At 73.8% G+C, this 16,444-nt stretch carries 13 protein-coding genes and 2 pseudogenes; 8 read left to right on the top strand and 7 right to left on the bottom strand.

Translation table 11 applies throughout. The features are described from left to right. Nucleotides 1-19: 19 nt before the first annotated feature. Nucleotides 20-1,034 (bottom strand): annotated as a pseudogene (locus tag M1O15_RS16340) (IS5 family transposase). 87 nt (nucleotides 1,035-1,121) lie between these two features. Between M1O15_RS16340 and M1O15_RS31665 the strand changes: the two are divergent. Continuing rightward, nucleotides 1,122-1,358, top strand: a complete 237-nt coding sequence (locus tag M1O15_RS31665) for an ALF repeat-containing protein (protein ID WP_248634574.1) — start codon at nucleotides 1,122-1,124, stop codon at nucleotides 1,356-1,358. A gap of 458 nt (nucleotides 1,359-1,816) precedes the next feature. Here M1O15_RS31665 and M1O15_RS31660 read toward each other — a convergent pair whose 3' ends face one another. Continuing rightward, nucleotides 1,817-3,136 (bottom strand): helix-turn-helix domain-containing protein, encoded by a 1,320-nt coding sequence (locus tag M1O15_RS31660; RefSeq protein WP_308282355.1) that lies wholly within the window; start codon nucleotides 3,134-3,136, stop codon nucleotides 1,817-1,819. A 354-nt stretch (nucleotides 3,137-3,490) separates the two neighbouring features. Between M1O15_RS31660 and M1O15_RS31655 the strand changes: the two are divergent. From M1O15_RS31655 to M1O15_RS16305, 6 genes and pseudogenes are all read left to right on the top strand, one after another. Further along, nucleotides 3,491-3,898: pseudogene (locus M1O15_RS31655) on the top strand (nuclear transport factor 2 family protein); the annotation flags it as partial. A 51-nt stretch (nucleotides 3,899-3,949) separates the two neighbouring features. After that, nucleotides 3,950-4,348, top strand: a complete 399-nt coding sequence (locus M1O15_RS31650; RefSeq protein ID WP_308282357.1) for a YybH family protein — start codon at nucleotides 3,950-3,952, stop codon at nucleotides 4,346-4,348. Nucleotides 4,349-4,424: 76 nt separating this feature from the next. Beyond that, nucleotides 4,425-5,171 carry a response regulator transcription factor gene (locus M1O15_RS16320; RefSeq protein WP_282576813.1) on the top strand — a complete coding sequence of 249 codons (747 nt, stop codon included), beginning with the start codon at nucleotides 4,425-4,427 and terminating at the stop codon, nucleotides 5,169-5,171. Between the two features lie 101 nt (nucleotides 5,172-5,272). Continuing rightward, a complete protein-coding gene (locus M1O15_RS16315; protein ID WP_248634593.1) occupies nucleotides 5,273-6,763 on the top strand; it encodes a sensor histidine kinase in 1,491 nt (496 codons plus the stop codon). 176 nt (nucleotides 6,764-6,939) lie between these two features. After that, a complete protein-coding gene (locus M1O15_RS16310; RefSeq protein ID WP_248634571.1) occupies nucleotides 6,940-8,328 on the top strand; it encodes a bifunctional glycosyltransferase family 2/GtrA family protein in 1,389 nt (462 codons plus the stop codon). Next, nucleotides 8,325-10,451 (top strand): ArnT family glycosyltransferase, encoded by a 2,127-nt coding sequence (locus M1O15_RS16305; RefSeq protein WP_248634569.1) that lies wholly within the window; start codon nucleotides 8,325-8,327, stop codon nucleotides 10,449-10,451. Before M1O15_RS16310 ends, M1O15_RS16305 begins: the two co-directional genes overlap by 4 nt. A 333-nt stretch (nucleotides 10,452-10,784) precedes the next feature. Here M1O15_RS16305 and M1O15_RS31645 read toward each other — a convergent pair whose 3' ends face one another. The 3 genes from M1O15_RS31645 to M1O15_RS16290 are packed head-to-tail and all read right to left on the bottom strand — an operon-like array spanning nucleotide 10,785 to nucleotide 12,474. Beyond that, nucleotides 10,785-11,000: a hypothetical protein gene (locus M1O15_RS31645; protein ID WP_308282354.1), complete on the bottom strand. Its 216-nt coding sequence runs from the start codon at nucleotides 10,998-11,000 to the stop codon at nucleotides 10,785-10,787. Beyond that, nucleotides 10,997-11,704, bottom strand: coding sequence for a CoA transferase subunit B (locus M1O15_RS16295; RefSeq protein WP_248634568.1), 708 nt, complete (start codon nucleotides 11,702-11,704; stop codon nucleotides 10,997-10,999). The genes M1O15_RS31645 and M1O15_RS16295 overlap by 4 nt, the downstream gene beginning before the upstream one ends. Further along, the gene (locus M1O15_RS16290) at nucleotides 11,704-12,474 is read right to left on the bottom strand and encodes a CoA transferase subunit A (RefSeq protein ID WP_248634567.1); all 771 of its coding nucleotides are present in this window, start codon (nucleotides 12,472-12,474) and stop codon (nucleotides 11,704-11,706) included. The genes M1O15_RS16295 and M1O15_RS16290 overlap by 1 nt, the downstream gene beginning before the upstream one ends. Before the next feature lie 134 nt (nucleotides 12,475-12,608). On the opposite strand from M1O15_RS16290, the gene M1O15_RS16285 reads away from it, so the two are divergent. Beyond that, complete coding sequence (locus M1O15_RS16285; protein WP_248634566.1) at nucleotides 12,609-14,264, top strand: IclR family transcriptional regulator domain-containing protein; 1,656 nt, start codon at nucleotides 12,609-12,611, stop codon at nucleotides 14,262-14,264. A gap of 187 nt (nucleotides 14,265-14,451) precedes the next feature. On the opposite strand, the gene M1O15_RS16280 is transcribed toward M1O15_RS16285, so the two are convergent. Both M1O15_RS16280 and M1O15_RS16275 read right to left on the bottom strand, forming a co-directional pair. Next, entirely contained in the window at nucleotides 14,452-15,078 is a 627-nt protein-coding gene (locus tag M1O15_RS16280) for a hypothetical protein (protein ID WP_248634565.1), read from the bottom strand. Nucleotides 15,079-15,242: 164 nt separating this feature from the next. Next, nucleotides 15,243-16,139, bottom strand: coding sequence for a universal stress protein (locus M1O15_RS16275; protein ID WP_248634564.1), 897 nt, complete (start codon nucleotides 16,137-16,139; stop codon nucleotides 15,243-15,245). Nucleotides 16,140-16,444 lie beyond the last annotated feature (305 nt).

The following is a 16,444-nucleotide window of genomic DNA, read 5'->3' as shown; positions in this document are numbered from 1 at the left end:
GGGTTGTTCGAGATTCGGATCATGTGGTTGAGGTGAGGAGCTTCAGCCACATGATCGAGCCGCGGAGGTGGAGCCCGGCCTCGTAGCTGTCGGGAGTCCTGCCGTAGCGGGTGGCCAGTCCGCGCCAGGTCTTGATCTTCTGGAAGCGGCGTTCGACGGTGTTGCGCTGTCTGTAGCGTTCGGGGTCGTAGGTGACCGGCCGTCCGCCGGCCGGGCCCTTCTTCTTCCTGTTGGCCTGCTGATCGATCTTCTCCGGGATCACTGCTTTGATGTGGCGCCGACGTAAGTAGGCCCGGTTGGCTTGGGAGGAGTAGGCCCGGTCTGCGGCCACCGTGTCCGGCCGGGCGCGGGGGCGGCCGGTCGGCCCAGGGACGCGGATCTTGTTCAGCACCGTCTGGAACTGGGGGCAGTCCGCGGCCTGGCCTGGGGTCAGGACGAACGCCAGGGGCAGTCCCGTCGTCTCGACGGCTGCATGGATCTTGCTGCTCAGCCCGCCTCGGGACCGGCCGAGCCCGGCGGCATCCGCCCTGGTCCTGCGACGCCGTAGTGCTGCGGCCCGGTCCGGGCCCGGCGTGTCCGTACATCCGCCGCACCAGTCCTTGCCGGATCACCCACAGCACGGGCGGTTGCCGGGGAAGCGGAGCCCCCTTTTCCTCGGTCAGGGCCTGCTCCAGGGCATCTAGGGTCTCCCCGGCCACTGCCAACCCCGCCGATTCCTGGTGCGCCCGCACGATCGTGGAGTCCACGCTGACCAGTTCCAGGCCGACCTGTCCCCGCGCGGTGGCCTCGGCGATCAACGCGTCCATCAGTGCCTGGAACCCCCCCAGCCCTGGCCCAGTTGCCGAACCGGCAGTAGATCGTGGACCACGGCCCGTACCGCTCTGGAACATCACGCCAGCCACTCCCGGTACGAAACCGCCACAGCACCCCGTTGAACTGGCCCGCACCCGTCCCGGCAACGGCCCGGTGGCCGCCACCGGCAACAGCGGTTCGATCAAAGCCCACTCGGTATCCGTCACGTCAAAACGCGCCACACCCGAGTTCTGCCAGCTCCGACCAGCACCCCACCGGCCCTCGCACAGATCCGAACCTCAAACAGCCCCTAACAGCCCTATGAGGCCGTGCGCACTGCGGCCACGGAGGCGCTGCAAGGCACCGACCAGCAGGTAGCAGATTTCTACGCTTCCGGTCAGTACCAGGTCGCAGAGACCTACTATCGCGCGGAGATCACCAAGCTCGCCAACGACGGTGGCGCCAGCCTGAAGGATCAGGCGAAGAAGGCCCTCGCCAACGGCAGCACGCAGGCTCTGCTCACCTTCCTCAAGAACACGCAGTACAGCGCCGCGCAACAGCGATGAGCGAGCGACGGCCACCAAGCTGTTCAACGACGGCGGGCCCGAGGTCAAGGCTGAGCCAAGATCGCTCTGAGTGCACCGGCCGACGAGGTCCACTCCGTCGTCCAGGCGGATCAGTTCATGGCCGACCGAAAGGATCAGCTGGCCTCCACGCCTATCGCCCAACTCGAACGCCTCATCGCCGAGGGTGAAGGCATCGCCGCCAAGGCGCAGCAGAACCGGTGGATCGCTGCCACGGCCGCCGAGGTCAACAACGCCGCAGCTGACGTGCAGAACGCCAAAGCAGAGGCGGCCAAGAGCGCCAAGGCCGCAGCAGGCTATGCCACAGAGGTGGATCGCGCCGAAAGCAGCGCCAGGAACGCCAGGGTGTCCTCGGCGGCCGCGCGCGACGCCGCCAACCGTGCGAACCAGGACGCCGTCGGTGCTGAGGAGCCCGCCGCCGAAGCCGGATTCTCGGCCGGCTATGCCCGCACATCGGCGTACGAGGCCAATGAGACGGGGCGGGCTAGGTGTGGTGGCGGATCGCCCGGTCGCTGGCCGAGCGCCGGCTGCTGGTGCTGCACGGGCAGGAGGACGGGCCGCAGACGGCTGAATTGGCCCATGAGACGCTCATCAGCGCCACGACCTCGACCGCTGGGAGAGGGGCGGGCGTTCGCCCGATCTCCTGCCCGGTCCCCTTCAGCTGGGGTCCCTGACCCGTCGGCTGCTCGGTCGTGAGGGCGAACTGGCGCCTGCCGAGCTGGATTTCGTCGAGCTCGTCCGCCGCCACCACCGGCTGAGGCGGGGCCGTGCACGGGCCGCGCGGTCTCCGCCGCGTCGGCCTCGGCCACTGGCAGCCGCTCATGGAGGAGGACCGCCGCCCGGCGCGACTCCTCGGGACTCCCGTACAGGCGGCCTGCCGCGCGCATACAGGCGGCCCACTGGCGCACGGCCTCCGTGTACCGCCGATCCTGGCGCACCCGCACCTTCCGTACTGGGCGCAGGTTCGTCGTGATGACCTTGACGCGGAACCAGTCCGGCAGGTCGCCGTGGAGAGTGCGCTCGGCGTCGGCGATGCAGCCCTCGGCGGATGCCGTGATCGTCACTCCGGTGGGTGCCTTCACCGACGGCCGCTCGGCCAGGATCTGCCGCGCCAGCCGGTGCAGGTTGGCCGGATCGGCCGCGATGTCCGCCTGCAACGCCCCGGCGGTGGTCCCGGCCGGTGTGGCCAGCCTGACCGCGCACTCCTCCAGCGGATGCGGACCCGGCGTGAGGAGCACCACGAGCCCCCGGTGGGCATCGGCGCGCAGCCGGGGCAGCAGTCCGGCCCGCAGCAGGGAGGACTTGCCCGAACCGGAGGCGCCGAAGACCGCCACGAACCGCCGCCGCGACAGGCGGTCGGCCAAGTCACCCGTCAGCTCCTCCCGCCCGAAGAACCGCTTGGCGTCATCCGGCTGGAACGCGGACAGTCCCGGGTACGGCGCGGCGGCGTCGTCGGCACCGTCGTCCGTCGCCCGGTCCGCCTGGGCGGCGTCGGCGAGCTGAGCGGCGGCCTCGCGCCACAGCCGCTCCCACTCGTCCACGTCGCCTCCGCAGGCGCGGACATAGGCGAGGGTGACGGAGAGCGAGGGCAGGGCACGGCCCGCGGCCGCGCTGGACAGGGCGGTGACGGAGTAGTGGGCGCGCTGGGCCAGCACCCGGTAGGTGGGATTGCCGGCCTTCTGGCGCAGGCACCGCAGAGCTGCCGCGAAACGCAGCTCCGCACTGTCCCCGCTGTCCAATGGACGCTCGTGGCGCGCCATCGCTTCCCCCTCGTGCGATCGTCTGACGTGCCGTCAGTTTTCCGCATTCGTCCGTTCCGCGTCTCGACGCCGGCATCGAACAAGCCACGGGCTCGGAGGCTCGCCCTGGCCGCGCCGCCCCCCGTGGATGACGCGCGGTGACGGGGGCTGCACCGTGCGCGTGCCGGCCGTCGGCTCGGCGGTTGTGCCCCGATGAGTTTCGCGGGCCGGGAGGGTCTCCTTCCTGTACCGCGCGTCCCAGGATGCCGAGCGGTCCGTTGCGAGGCGCCTCGCGTCCGGGCCGGCACGGTCAGGGGACGGTACATCGATGCACGTCAGCGAGGCGTGCGGCCGGGAGTGGGAGGACCGAGAAGCATGCGGAGCGACGGCGAGCAGATCCGGACGCTGATCGAACGATGGGCTCAGGCAGTCCATCAGGGGCACATCGAGACCGTGGTGGAGGACCATGCCGAGGACATCGTGATGTTCGACGTCCCGCCGCCCTACGAGGGTGTGCGGGGCGCCGACGCCTACCGGGAGGTCTGGCCGCCGTTCTTCGAATGGCAGGCCCGAGGAGCCGTCTTCGACATCGAGGAACTGGACATCACCGCGAGCGAGGACGTCGCGTTCGCCGCCGCACTCGTGCGGTGCGGCACCGAGGAGGAACTCGCCGCCCGGCCGGGCTTCCGGATGCGGCTGACCCTGGGGCTGCGCAAGGAGGCGGGCCGCTGGGTGGTCGCGCACGAGCACCACTCCTTCCCCGACCTGAGCGGCTCCGACCCCGAGGGCGGCGGCGCCGAGGCTCAAGGCGGGAGCGAGGCCCAGGTCCGCGCCGTGCACGACCACTGGTTCGAACGCACCGCGGCGAAGGATCTGGAGGGCGTGATGCGCTTCATCGCGGAGGACGTCGTCTCCTACGAGCACGACGCCCCCTTGCAGTACGTGGGCCGCGACCGGGTGCGCGAGGTGTGCCGGCAGGGCCTGGACTCGGCCGAGGGCACCGTCACCTGGGACGTGCCCGACATGCGCGTGCTGGTTCGCGATGACCTGGCCGTCGTCTGGGGCCTGAACCGCATGACCGCCCAGGCGGCCGACGGCACCGTGGCGGAGTCCTGGTCCCGGGGCACCCGGGTGCTCCAGCACCGCGACGGCGCGTGGGCCATGATCCACCAGCACGTCTCCTACCCCTGTGACGCCCGCACGGGCCAGGCGGAGACCGACCTGAGCCCTTGAGGGGCCGTAGCGCATTCTCAGGTGATTCACAGGCGGTGGCAAGGCGCCTCTTACGCCGTCCGGTCAGCCTGGTCCCATGAGCGAGTCCATGCCCGAGGGCCGTACCGAACTTCTCAGGCCGGACGGCGGTGCCGCCCGGGTGCTCGTCGTGGACGACGAACCGTCGATCGCGGAACTGCTCCTGATGGCTCTGCGCTACGAGGGCTGGCAGGTCCGGTCCGCCGGGGACGGCGTGGGGGCGCTGCGTGCGGGGCGTGAGTTCCGGCCGGACGCGGTCGTCCTGGATGTGATGCTGCCCGACATGGACGGTCTGACGGTGCTGCGCCGGATGCGGGACGACCTGCCGGAGGTTCCGGTGCTGTTCCTCACGGCGCGCGACGCGGTGGAGGACCGGATCGCCGGGCTCACAGCCGGCGGTGACGACTACGTCACCAAGCCGTTCAGCCTGGAGGAGGTGGTGGCCCGCCTCCGCGGGCTGATGCGGCGCAGCGGGCTCAGCGACCGGCACAGCCGATCCGTCCTCCGGGTCGGTGACCTGAGTCTGGACGAGGACAGCCATGACGTGCACCGGGGCGGGGAGCCGGTCCATCTGACGGCGACGGAGTTCGAGCTGCTGCGTTTCCTCATGCGCAATCCGCGCCGGGTGCTGAGCAAGGCGCAGATCCTGGACCGGGTGTGGAACTACGGCTTCGGCGGCCAGGCCAACATCGTCGAGCTGTACATCTCCTACCTGCGGCGCAAGATCGACGCGGGCCGGGAGCCCATGATCCACACGCGACGCGGTGCCGGATACCTGATCAAACCGGCCCCATCGACACCGTGAACACGGCGCGGGCCGCCCGGCCCGTATCGCCCCCGCGTGGGGTACGGGGAAGGCGGGCGGATCAGCGGCGGGGCAGTGGTCGGCGGGCTCGGCCGTGGCCGCTGCGCAGGAGACTGGTCGTCTTCTGCCTCGCGCTGATCGCGGTGGTCGCCGTGGTGATCGGATCCGTCACCACCATCGCCCTGCGCTCCTACCTCTACCGCCAGCTGGACGACCAGGTGGGGCAGATCGCCGTACGGGCGGCAGGACCCCCGCCCGCGCCGGGCGGCCCCGCGTCCGAGGGGCGCGACGCCCTCCAGCCGGGACCGGCGGACCCGTTCGACTTCGTCACCCGGGGCGCGACCGCCGGGACGGTGGGCGGGCGCCTGGCCGAGGACGACCAAGGCAAGGCCCGGGTCGCGGACGGGGAGGTGAACACGGAGCAGTCCGGCTCCGCGGGCCCGCGCACGCAGGGCACGCCCTTGGACCGAGGCCAGCTCGACGCGCTGGACGGCGTACCCCGCGACGGCCGAGTGCACACCGTGTCCCTGCCCGGGCTGGGGGACTACCGCGTCCAGTACGCCGACGGCCTGCGCGGCGCCTATGTCGTGGGCCGGCCCTCCGCCGAGGCCGACAGCACGATCCGTACGCTGATCGTGACAGAGCTCTCCGTGGCCGGTGCGGGTCTGACGGCCGCCGGCATCGCCGCCACGGCGATGGTCACCGTCGCGCTGCGCCCGCTGCGCCGCGTCGCGGCCACCGCCACCCGGATCGCGAAGCTGCCGCTGCACCGCGGTGAGGTGGCGCTCGACGAACGGCTGTCCACCGCCGAGGCCGACCCCGCCACGGAGGTCGGGCAGGTCGGGGCAGCGCTCAACCGCATGCTGGACCACATCCACTCCGCCCTGGAGGCACGCCACCGCAGTGAGACGCGTGTACGGCAGTTCGTCGCCGACGCCGGCCATGAACTGCGTACCCCGCTGGCCTCCATCCGCGGCTACGCCGAGCTGACCGGGCGCAGCGGGGAGGCCCTGGGCCCCGACACCCGGCACGGGCTGGGCAGAATCGAGTCCGAGGCGAAGCGGATGACGGGACTGGTGGACGACCTGCTCCTGCTGGCCCGTCTCGACGCGGGTCGGCCGCTGTTCTTCGAGGACACCGATCCCGGTCCGCTGATCGCCGACGCGGTCGCCGACGCCTGCGCCGCCGGGCCGGACCACCGCTGGCACCTCGACCTGCCTGATCCGGCACAACCGCAACCGCGGGTGCGGGCCGACGCGCAGCGCATGCACCAGGTCCTGGTCAACCTGCTGGCCAACGCCCGCAGCCACACGCCGCCCGGCACCAGCGTCACCGTCCGCATGCGCACCCGGGGCCCGCGGGTGCTGATCCAGGTGCGGGACGACGGGCCCGGTATCCCGGCGGAGGTGCTGCCGCACGTCTTCGAGCGGTTCGCGCGAGGTGACACCTCCCGCTCGCGCGCCAGCGGCTCCACGGGGCTCGGTCTGGCGATCGTCAGCGCGGTCGTCACCGCCCACGGCGGCAGCACGGCCGTGGAGAGCGCGCCGGGGCAGACCGTGTTCACCCTCGACCTGCCCTCCCTCGGCGCCTGATCCGGATCCACCCCGGCATGCCTTGGCCCAGGATCACGGCAGACCGTGTGACGTGGTCCACGGATGTCCACGGACGTCTACGGACGCCCGTCCGTGAGATCGCCCGCCGTGGACTCACAGGCGGACCACAGGCTCAGCACACCGCGGTGACAGGGGGGACGGGGAGGGTCGACGGCATGCCAATCGAGCCTCGATCCTCCCAGCCCCCATCCGGGCCGCTGCCGCGGCGAGACCACCTGCTCGTGAGCACGAGACGGCCTCATGGCACGGCGGGCACACCCGTCCTGGACGTCGTCGTCCCCGTCCACAACGAGCAGGACGACCTCGAACCCTGCGTCCGCCGGCTCCACGGCCATCTCGCCCGCACGTTCCCCTACCCGTTCCGGGTGACGATCGCGGACAACGCCTCCACCGACGCCACCGGCACCATCGGGAGCCGGCTGAGCAGGGAGCTGGACGCCGTGGTGTACACCCGCCTGGACCGAAAGGGCCGGGGACGTGCCCTGCGTACGGTGTGGAGCACCTCCGCCGCGCCGGTCCTGGCCTATATGGACGTGGACCTGTCCACCGACCTGAACGCGCTGCTCCCGCTGGTCGCCCCGCTCATCTCCGGCCACTCCGACCTGGCCATCGGCACCCGCCTCAGCCGGACCGCACGGGTGGTGCGCGGACCCAAGCGCGAGGCCGTCTCGCGCGCGTACAACCTCATCCTGCGCGGTTCCCTGCAGGCCCGGTTCTCCGATGCCCAATGCGGGTTCAAGGCCATACGGGGCGATGTGGCGCGGCGGCTGCTGCCGCTGGTGGAGGACACCGGCTGGTTCTTCGACACCGAGCTGCTGGTCCTGGCCGAGCGCGCCGGTCTGCGCATCCACGAGGTGCCGGTGGACTGGGTCGACGACCCGGACTCCTCGGTGGACATCCGCGCGACGGCGATCGAGGACCTCAGGGGCGTGTGGCGGGTGGGCCGGGCCCTGGCGGCGGGGACCCTGCCGCTGGATCGCCTCGCCCGCCCCTTCGGCGACGATCCGCGCGACCAGCGGGTGGCCGGGGTGCCCCGCGGACTGGCCCGCCAGCTGCTCGGGTTCTGCGTGGTCGGCGCACTGTCCACGCTCTTCTACCTGCTGCTGTACTCGCTCTTCCGCACCGGGGTCTCCGCCCAGGCGGCCAACGCCTTCGCCCTGCTCGTCTCCGCGGTCGCCAACACCGCCGCCAACCGGCGCCTGACCTTCGGGGTACGCGGCCGGACCCGGGCCGTACGCCACCAGGCGCAGGGCTTGGTGGTCTTCGGCATCGGGCTGGCGCTCACCAGCGGCTCCCTGGCCGCGCTCGACGCCGCCGACCCACGCCACGCGCACGGCACCGAACTGGCGGTACTGATCGTGGCGAACCTGGCGGCCACCGTCCTGCGCTTCCTGCTCCTGCGCGCCTGGGTCTTCCCCGACCGGCGCGCGCGACAGGCCCACCCCGCCCCCGACGCCCCCGCGGCTCCGGCGCACCGCGCTGCCGGACCGGCCGCGGCCGGCCGCGAGACGTACCCCACGGACCGCCAGGAGACCATCCGATGACCACTCACCCCAGCGCCTCGGCAGCGGCGCCCGCCGACGCCGGGGCGCGCCGCCCCTGGCGGCGCACCCGCCCCGGGCACGGCAGCACGCCCGGCGTGACCCGGCCGCCCCTGCGGGTGCGCCTGTGGCGGGGCCGCCCCGAGGACGCCGCGTGGGCCAGGCCGGCCCTGCTGGTCCTGCTCGCTCTCACCACCTGCGCCTACCTGTGGAACCTCTCGGCCTCCGGGTACGCCAACTCCTTCTACTCGGCCGCCGTGCAGGCGGGCAGCGGCAGCTGGAAGGCCTGGTTCTTCGGCTCCCTCGACGCCGGCAACGCCATCACCGTCGACAAACCGCCCGCGGCCCTGTGGCCCATGGCGCTGTCGGTCCGCCTCTTCGGTCTGAGCTCCTGGTCCATCCTCGTGCCGCAGGTGCTGATGGCCACCGCCACGGCCGCGGTCCTGTACGCCGCGGTGCGCCGCCGCTTCAGCGCACCGGCCGGACTGCTGGCCGTGGCGGTGTTCGGGCTGACGCCGGTGGCGGCGCTGATGTTCCGCTTCAACAACCCCGACGCCCTGCTCGCGCTGCTGACGGTGGTGGCTCTGTACTGCGTGCTGCGTGCGATGGAGGACGGCCGCACCAGGTGGCTGGCCTGGGCCGGGGCCGCGCTGGGTCTGGCCTTCCTGACCAAGACCCTGCAAGCCCTGCTGATCGTGCCGCCGCTCGCCTTGCTCTACGCGGTGTGCGCTCCGGTGCGGCCGCGTCGGCGCCTGGTCCAGCTGCTGGCAGCCGGTGCGGTCATGGTCGTCGCCGGGGGCTGGTGGGTGGCGATCGTCGAGTGGTGGCCCGCCGCCTCGCGCCCGTACGTCGGCGGTTCCCAGAACAACTCCTTCCTCGAACTCACCCTGGGCTACAACGGACTGGGGCGCCTCAACGGCGAGGAGACCGGCAGTTTCGGCGGTGGCCGCGGCGGCGGTCCCGGCGGGGGCGCCTTCGGCGGGGGCAGCGGCCCGGCCCGCCTCTTCGACACCGCCGTCGGCGGGCAGATCGCCTGGCTGCTGCCGGCCGCCCTGCTCCTCCTGCTCGCCGGCCTGGTGGTGACCAGGAAGGCCGCACGCACCGACACGGCGCGGGCCGCGTTCCTCGCGTGGGGCGGGTCCCTGGTGATGACGGCCGCCGTCTTCTCCTTCATGGCGGGCATCTTCCACGAGTACTACACCGTGGCCCTGGCCCCGTACATCGCCGCCCTCGTCGGCATGGGCGTCGCCGTGCTGTGGGAGGAGCGCTCGCACATCGCCGCCAGGGGTGTCCTCGCGTTCACCGTGGCCGCGACGGGCGCCTGGTCCTTCGTGCTGCTCAGCCGCACCCCGGACTACCTGCCGTGGCTGCGGTGGGCCGTGGCGGTCGGCGCACTGGTCGCGGGAGCCGCCCTGCTGCTGCCCGTCCGGGCGGTCCGGTGGCGGGTCGGGCTGACGGCCGCGCTCGCCCTGGCGGCCTGCCTGGCAGGGCCGGCCGCCTACACCGCCACCACCCTGAGCACCGGGCACAGCGGATCCATCGTCACGGCCGGCCCGGCGGGGGCCAGCAAGATGGGCCCGCCCGCCGGCCGGATCCCCGGCGGCGCCCAGCCTCCCGGCCCCGGCAGTCCCGGTGCGCAGACGCCCGAAGGGTCGCCGCCCGGCGCGGGCACGGGGCCGGGGCAGCCCGAGGGAGGACCGGGGGCCGGCCGAGCAGGGGTGGGCGCCATGCTCAACGGCGCCCAGGTCAGCTCCCAGGCCAAGGAACTCCTGCGACGTGACGCCGACGACTACACCTGGGCGGCCGCCTCCGTCGGCTCACAGAACGCGGCGACCTACCAGCTCGCCACCGGCGAACCGGTCATGGCGATCGGCGGCTTCAGCGGCACCGACCCTTCCCCCACACTGGAGCAGTTCCAGCAGTACGTGGCCCAGGGCCGGATCCACTACCTCATCGCCGGCGGCGGCACGGGCGGCGCCCCGGACCGGGGCACCGAGGGCCGTCGGAACGGCGCCTTCGGCGGCAGCGGCACCGCCGCGCAGATCACCGCCTGGGTCGAGCGGACCTACCAGCGCGTCACCGTGGGCGGCACCGCCTTCTACGACCTCGGCCAGGCCCGCGACTGAGCGGGTCGCCGCATGCCCGGCGGAGCAGCTCTCGTCGCCCCGGGGTTCGGGCAGCAGCAGGCGGAAGGTGCGGGCATGACCGGGACGGGTGTCCAGTGCGACGCGTCCGTGGTGGCGAGGGCGAGGGCGACGCGGTCGCGGTGTGCGGGGAGAGGCCGAGCCCGACCCCGAGCAGGCTGATCGCCGCGGTGAACAGCAGGCACAGGACGCGCGTGCCGGTGCGCGGGCCGAGCCGGGCCTCCGCCGGAGGCCGCCGGGTCCACCGCACCCCCGGCGCCCGACCGCGGGGCGCCGACGCGGTGGCGCGTACGCCCGGCGGGGGAGCGGGCCCGGTCACGGCAGGGGCAGCCCCGTGTAGTTCGCCGCCGGCTCCGCCTCCGCGTGGGGGGAGGCGGCGATGCGGTCGAGCCGGGCGATCCGCAGTCGGGTGTCGAAGGCGCTCTGACCGGGCTCGGTGTGCAGGGCGGCCATCCGGCCGACGCCGCGGTTCTCCTCGCCGGCGCCGCGGACGGCGTCCACGAGGTAGACGGCGCGGGTGCCGGGCCTCATGCGGGGTTCCGCTCGGGGGCGGGTACGGGGGCGGGGTCGGGGTCGGGGGCGGCGGTGGGTACGGGGGCGGGGTCGGCGATCCGTACCGGGGCGTCGGTGCGGGCGAGGACGTCCGCCGGGCTCACCCCGGGGGCGCATCCGACCAGCAGCAGCCCGCTGTCGGTGACGTCCAGGACGCCCAGGTCGGTGATGATCCGGTCCACGCAGGCCCGGCCGGTCAGCGGCAGGGTGCACTCTCGGACGATCTTGGGGCTGCCGTCCTTGGCGGTGTGGGTCATGATGACGATGACCCGGCGGGCGCCGTGCACCAGGTCCATCGCCCCGCCGATGCCGGTGACCAGCTTGCCGGGCACCGCCCAGTTGGCGAGGTCGCCCCGGGCCGAGACCTGCATGGCGCCCAGCACGGCGGTGTCGATGTGCCCGCCGCGGATCATGCCGAAGGAGAGCGCGGAGTCGAAGAAGGAGGCGCCGGGCAGGACGGTGACGGTCTCCTTGCCCGCGTTGATCAGGTCCGGGTCGACATCCTCGGCGTACGGGTAGGAGCCGGTGCCCAGGATGCCGTTCTCGGACTCCAGGGTGACGTGGACGCCCTCGGGCAGGTGGTTGGGGATGAGGGTGGGCAGTCCGATGCCGAGGTTGACGTACTCGCCGTCGTGCAGCTCGGCGGCCGCCCGCGCGGCCATCTCCTGCCGGGTCCAGGCCATCAGCCCTGCTCCTTCCGGTCGCTCACGGTGACCTGTTCGATCTTCTTGTCCGCGGCCTGCTCGGGCGTCAGGGCCACCACGCGCTGCACGAAGATGCCCGGCAGATGGACCTGGTCGGGGTCGATCCCGCCCGGCTCGACCAGCTCCTCGACCTCGGCGACGGTGATCCGCCCCGCCATGGCCGCCAGCGGGTTGAAGTTGCGGGCGGACTTGTTGAAGACCAGGTTGCCGTGGCGGTCGCCCCGGGCCGCCCGGACCAGGGCGAAGTCGGTGCGGATACCGCGCTCCAGGACGTGGTCGGTGCCGTCGAAGGTGCGCACCTCCTTGGGCGGCGAGGCCAGGGCGACGCCGCCGGAGCCGTCGTAGCGCCAGGGCAGCCCGCCCTCGGCGACCAGGGTGCCGACCCCCGCCGGGGTGTAGAACGCGGGGATGCCCGCGCCCCCGGCACGCAGCCGTTCGGCCAGGGTGCCCTGGGGGATCAGCTCGACCTCCAGTTCGCCCGCCAGGTACTGGCGGGCGAACTCCTTGTTGGCGCCGATGTAGGAGCCGGTGACCCGGGCGATCCGTCCCGCGGCCAGCAGCACGGCCAGCCCGGAGTCCATGGCGCCGCAGTTGTTGGAGACCACCCCGAGCCCGGTGGTGCCCTGGTCGTGGAGGGCCCCGATCAGCACGTTCGGCACACCGCTGAGGCCGAAGCCGCCGACCGCGACCGTCGCGCCGTCGGGCACGTCGGCCACGGCGAGCGCCGCCGAAGCGACCACCTTGTCCATGGATGACTCCTTGTGTGTTCGCGTGGTGAAATATTGTTCGCGAGACTCGCCCGTGAGTCTGCCCATCGGCTTGCGCGCCTGTCAATGGCCCTGAAAAGGTGCGTTCAGCCCGGTCGTGCCTGCTTGGAGTCGTTATGCCGTCGCTTGTGACCGCCCCGGAGGCCGTGCCGGCCGAGGCCGTCGCCCCGCTCACGCGCGGCCTCGCCGTGCTGCGCGCCCTGAGCGAGGCCGGTGGCACGCTGAGCCTGAGCGGCCTCCAGCGCGCCACCGCGCTGGCCCGCTCCAGCGTGGACCGCGCCGCCGGCACCCTCGCCGTCATGGACTACGTACGCCTGGAGGGCCGGCAGGTCGCCCTCACCCCCCGGCTGATGGAGCTGGGCAACGCCTACCTGGACGCGCTGCGGCTGCCCGAGCTGCTGCGCGAGCGCGCCGACCGGCTGGCCGACGACCTGGACGAGTCCGTCTCCCTGGCCGTCCCCGACGGCGACGCCATCCGCTTCATCCACCAGGCCACCCGGCGCCGCGCCATGGCGCTGAGCTTCCGCATCGGCGACCGGCTGCCGGCCGAACGGACCGCCCCCGGACCGCTGTTCGCCGCCGGCTGGAGCCCCGGGCAGTGGACGGCCTGGCGATCACGGCAGGCGGACGACCCGTACGCAGACGCCTTCCCCTTCCTGCCGCACCGCCCGGGGCCGCCCGAGCGGGACTTCCGCGACCGCGCGGCAGCCGCCCGCACGGACGGCTGGGTGCTCGACGACCAGCTCATCGAGCCCGGGCTCGTCGCCCTGGCCGTGCCCCTCCCGCTGCCCGCCGGCTCCACCCCCTGCGCGCTCAGCGTGGTCAGCCACACCAGCCGCCACAGCGCCGCCGCGCTCCGGGCCCGTCTGCTGCCCCGGCTGCGGGCCGCCGCCGGCGAGATGGCCGAGCACGTCGCCCGCGCGCCGGACCGGCCCCCGGTGCCCGCCGGCGGGTCACTCGCCTCCTGGACGACCGCCTCCAAGCAGGATCGGGGACCGCTGTTCGTCGAGTCCCTGGCGCGCGGGCTGACCGTCGTCACCGCCTTCGACGGCCAGGGCCCGCTGACCCTCAGCGCCGTCGCCGAGCTCACCGGCCTCTCCCGCGCCACCGCCCGCCGCGCGCTGATCACCCTGGCCCACCTCGGCTACGTCGCCACCGAAGGCCGCGCGCACCGGCTCACTCCGCGAGTGCTGGACCTGGGCTACCCCCTGCTCGCCGGCACCACCCTGGCCCAGCTCGCCGAACCCCATCTGCGCCGGCTGTCGGGTCAGGTCGGGGAGTCCGCCTCCCTGGCCGTCCTGGACGACACCACCGTCCAGTACACCGCCCGCGCGGCGACCCGCCGGATCATGAACGTCAACCTCACCGTCGGCACCCGCCTGCCCGCCTACGCCACCTCCCTGGGCCGCGTCCTGCTGGCCGACCTGCCCCCGGCCGAACGCACCGCCCGCCTCGCCCGTATCGAGCCGGCCGCCCTGACCCCGCGCACCCTCACCCGCCGCAGCGACCTGGAAGCGGCCCTCGCCGCGACGGCCGCCGCCGGATACTGCCTGGTCGACGGGGAGTTGGAGGCGGGTCTGCGCTCCCTCGCCGTACCTGTCCGAGACCGGGCCGGCCGCGCCGTCGCCGCCTGCAACGTCGCCCTGCACAGCGGCAGCCGCACCCTGGACGAGTGCCGCGAGGAGATCCTGCCCCGCATGCGGGACGCGGTAGGGCTGATCGAGGAGGACCTGCACACGGCGGAACGCTTCGTCCGCGTCGCCCCCGCGTAAGCGCGCATCGCCGGACTTGAGGGCGGCGGCGCGTCCGGGGGCCCGGCTCCTGCGGCAGTCGACCGATGGGCCCGGCCGGGCCCGGCCGGCGGCGGGGTGAGGGCCTGGCGAGACGCCGGGAGGGGCGGCCGTCGTCGGCCGCCCCTCCCGGCGTTCTCCCGTGTCGTCCCCCTCCCCGCGAGCGCGGTCAGCGCAGCCAGCGGTGCCCGCGCACCAGCGGCAAGCGCTCCCACCAGCGCCCCAGGCCCCAGGTGCGGCCCGCGCCCGCCACCGCGAGGACCACCAGCAGCGCGGCGTAGAGCACGTGGTAGTCCACCAGCGGGTTGGTCGACATGCTCGGCGCGCCGTCGGAGAGGTGGCGTGCGGGCGGCCACTCGGCGGCCCACATCAGCGCCATCATGACCGTTCCGGCGACCGCGGTGATCCGCAGCGCCACCCCGCTCGCCAGCGCGGCCCCGATACCGAGCAGTCCCAGCATGAACAGCCAGTCCGCCCACCACGCGCCCGCCCAGGCGTGGAAGACGCTCTCCAGCGGGCCCGCCGCGACACCGCTGAGGAAGCCCCGAGTCGGTGAGCCCCCGTCGATCCAGCCCCGGCCCGCGGGCGTGGCGTAGCCCCAGCCGAACGCCTTGTCGGCGAAGGCCCACAGGAAGGTGGAAGCCGTCAGCAGCCGGGCCGCGGCCGCCGTACGGGCCAGGGCCGCGGTTCCGCCGGCTTCCCGCCCGATCGCCTCCGTGGAGGTGCCGTCCTTCGGGACGGGGCCGAAGCCGTTCGTCCAGTGCAGTCGAGGGGCCGAGTCCCGGTGCAGGGCCATGGCGGATCTCCTTCCGTCGAGTCCGCGGCGTCCGTCGAGGACGTCGCTTGCGTGTACATGACTACTGTGTCGGCCACCGCCCCTCCCGCCGCGGGGCGAACGGGGCACCGCCCCGAGGCCGGTGGTCCCGGGCGCCGGGACCACCGGCCCTTAAGGTCCGGACGTCAGACGTGCGGCACCACGGCCACCGGCGCGGCGCAGTGGTGCAGCACCGCGTGGGTCACCGAGCCGATGTGGGTGCCCAGCCGGGCCGCGCGGTCACGGCGGCCCACCACCACCAGCCCGGCGCCCTCGGCAGCCGCGGGCAGCTCGGCCGCCGACCTCCCGGGGACCGCCACGGCCGTGGCCGCGACCTCGGGGAACTTCCGCTGCCACGGCTCCAGCACCTCCTCCACCAGCGCCTGCTGCACATCCGCCAGCTCGTCCCGGAGGGCGTAGGCCGCGGCGGCCTGCTCCGGGGTCCACACCGTCGGCAGCGCCCAGGCGTACACGGCCTGGACGGCGGCGCCGTGGCGCTCGGCGTGGGTGAAGGCGTACTCCAGGACCTCGTCCACGGGCCGGGTCGCGTCCACGCCCACGACCACCCGGCCGTCCGGAGCACCGGAGGCGGCACCGGCGGCGCCCTCCGCGCCCGCCGGGGCGGCCCGGACCAGCACCACGGGACGCCGGCTGCGGGCGACCACGGACAGCGAGACCGAGCCGACCACGAAACCGGAGAACGCGCCCAGCCCGCGCGAGCCGACCACCAGCACCTCCGCTTCCTCGGCCGCCTCGCACAGCTCCCGTACCGGATCGCCGCACGACTGCCCGGTCTCGACGGACAGCTGCGGATGATCCGCGCGGATCCGCCGGACCACCTCACGCGGGTCGAACTCGGCCCGCTCGGCCCACAGCCGCCGGGCATCCGCTCCGGCGAGCACCGGGTACGTCTCCGGGACCAGGTCCCATACGTGGAGCAGCCGCAGGGAGCAGCCCAGCAGGCTCGCCTCACGGGCGGCCCACAGGGCCGCGGCGACGCTCTCCCGCGATCCGTCGAGTCCTGCGGTGAGGTGTCGGGACATGGTGATGACCTCCGGTTCGGGCGGCGAGGCCGCGCTGACCACCTCAGAATCCGCCGCACCGGGCCACGGTCTGGAGGGCCGCAGGTCCCGGGCCCTGGGCCCGGACGGGCCACTGCGCCCGGGGACACCAGGGCCCTTCGGCCGTCGGGGGGAGGGGGGATCCCGGCGAGGACCAACGGCGCATCCGAGGGGCCCACCCGGCCCTGTCCCCGCCCGCCGCGAGCGGCGCAGGATGGAAGGGCGGCCGCCCGGACGGCGGCCGCGCACCCGGCGCCGCCGGACACCCACCCCCCGCCCCTCCCTCC

Origin of the sequence: Streptomyces lichenis (assembly GCF_023218175.1) — a bacterium.
Classification (GTDB): domain Bacteria; phylum Actinomycetota; class Actinomycetes; order Streptomycetales; family Streptomycetaceae; genus Streptomyces; species Streptomyces lichenis.
The sequence above is the reverse complement of the archived record's forward strand: the minus strand, read 5'-3'. Positions and strand labels throughout refer to the sequence as shown.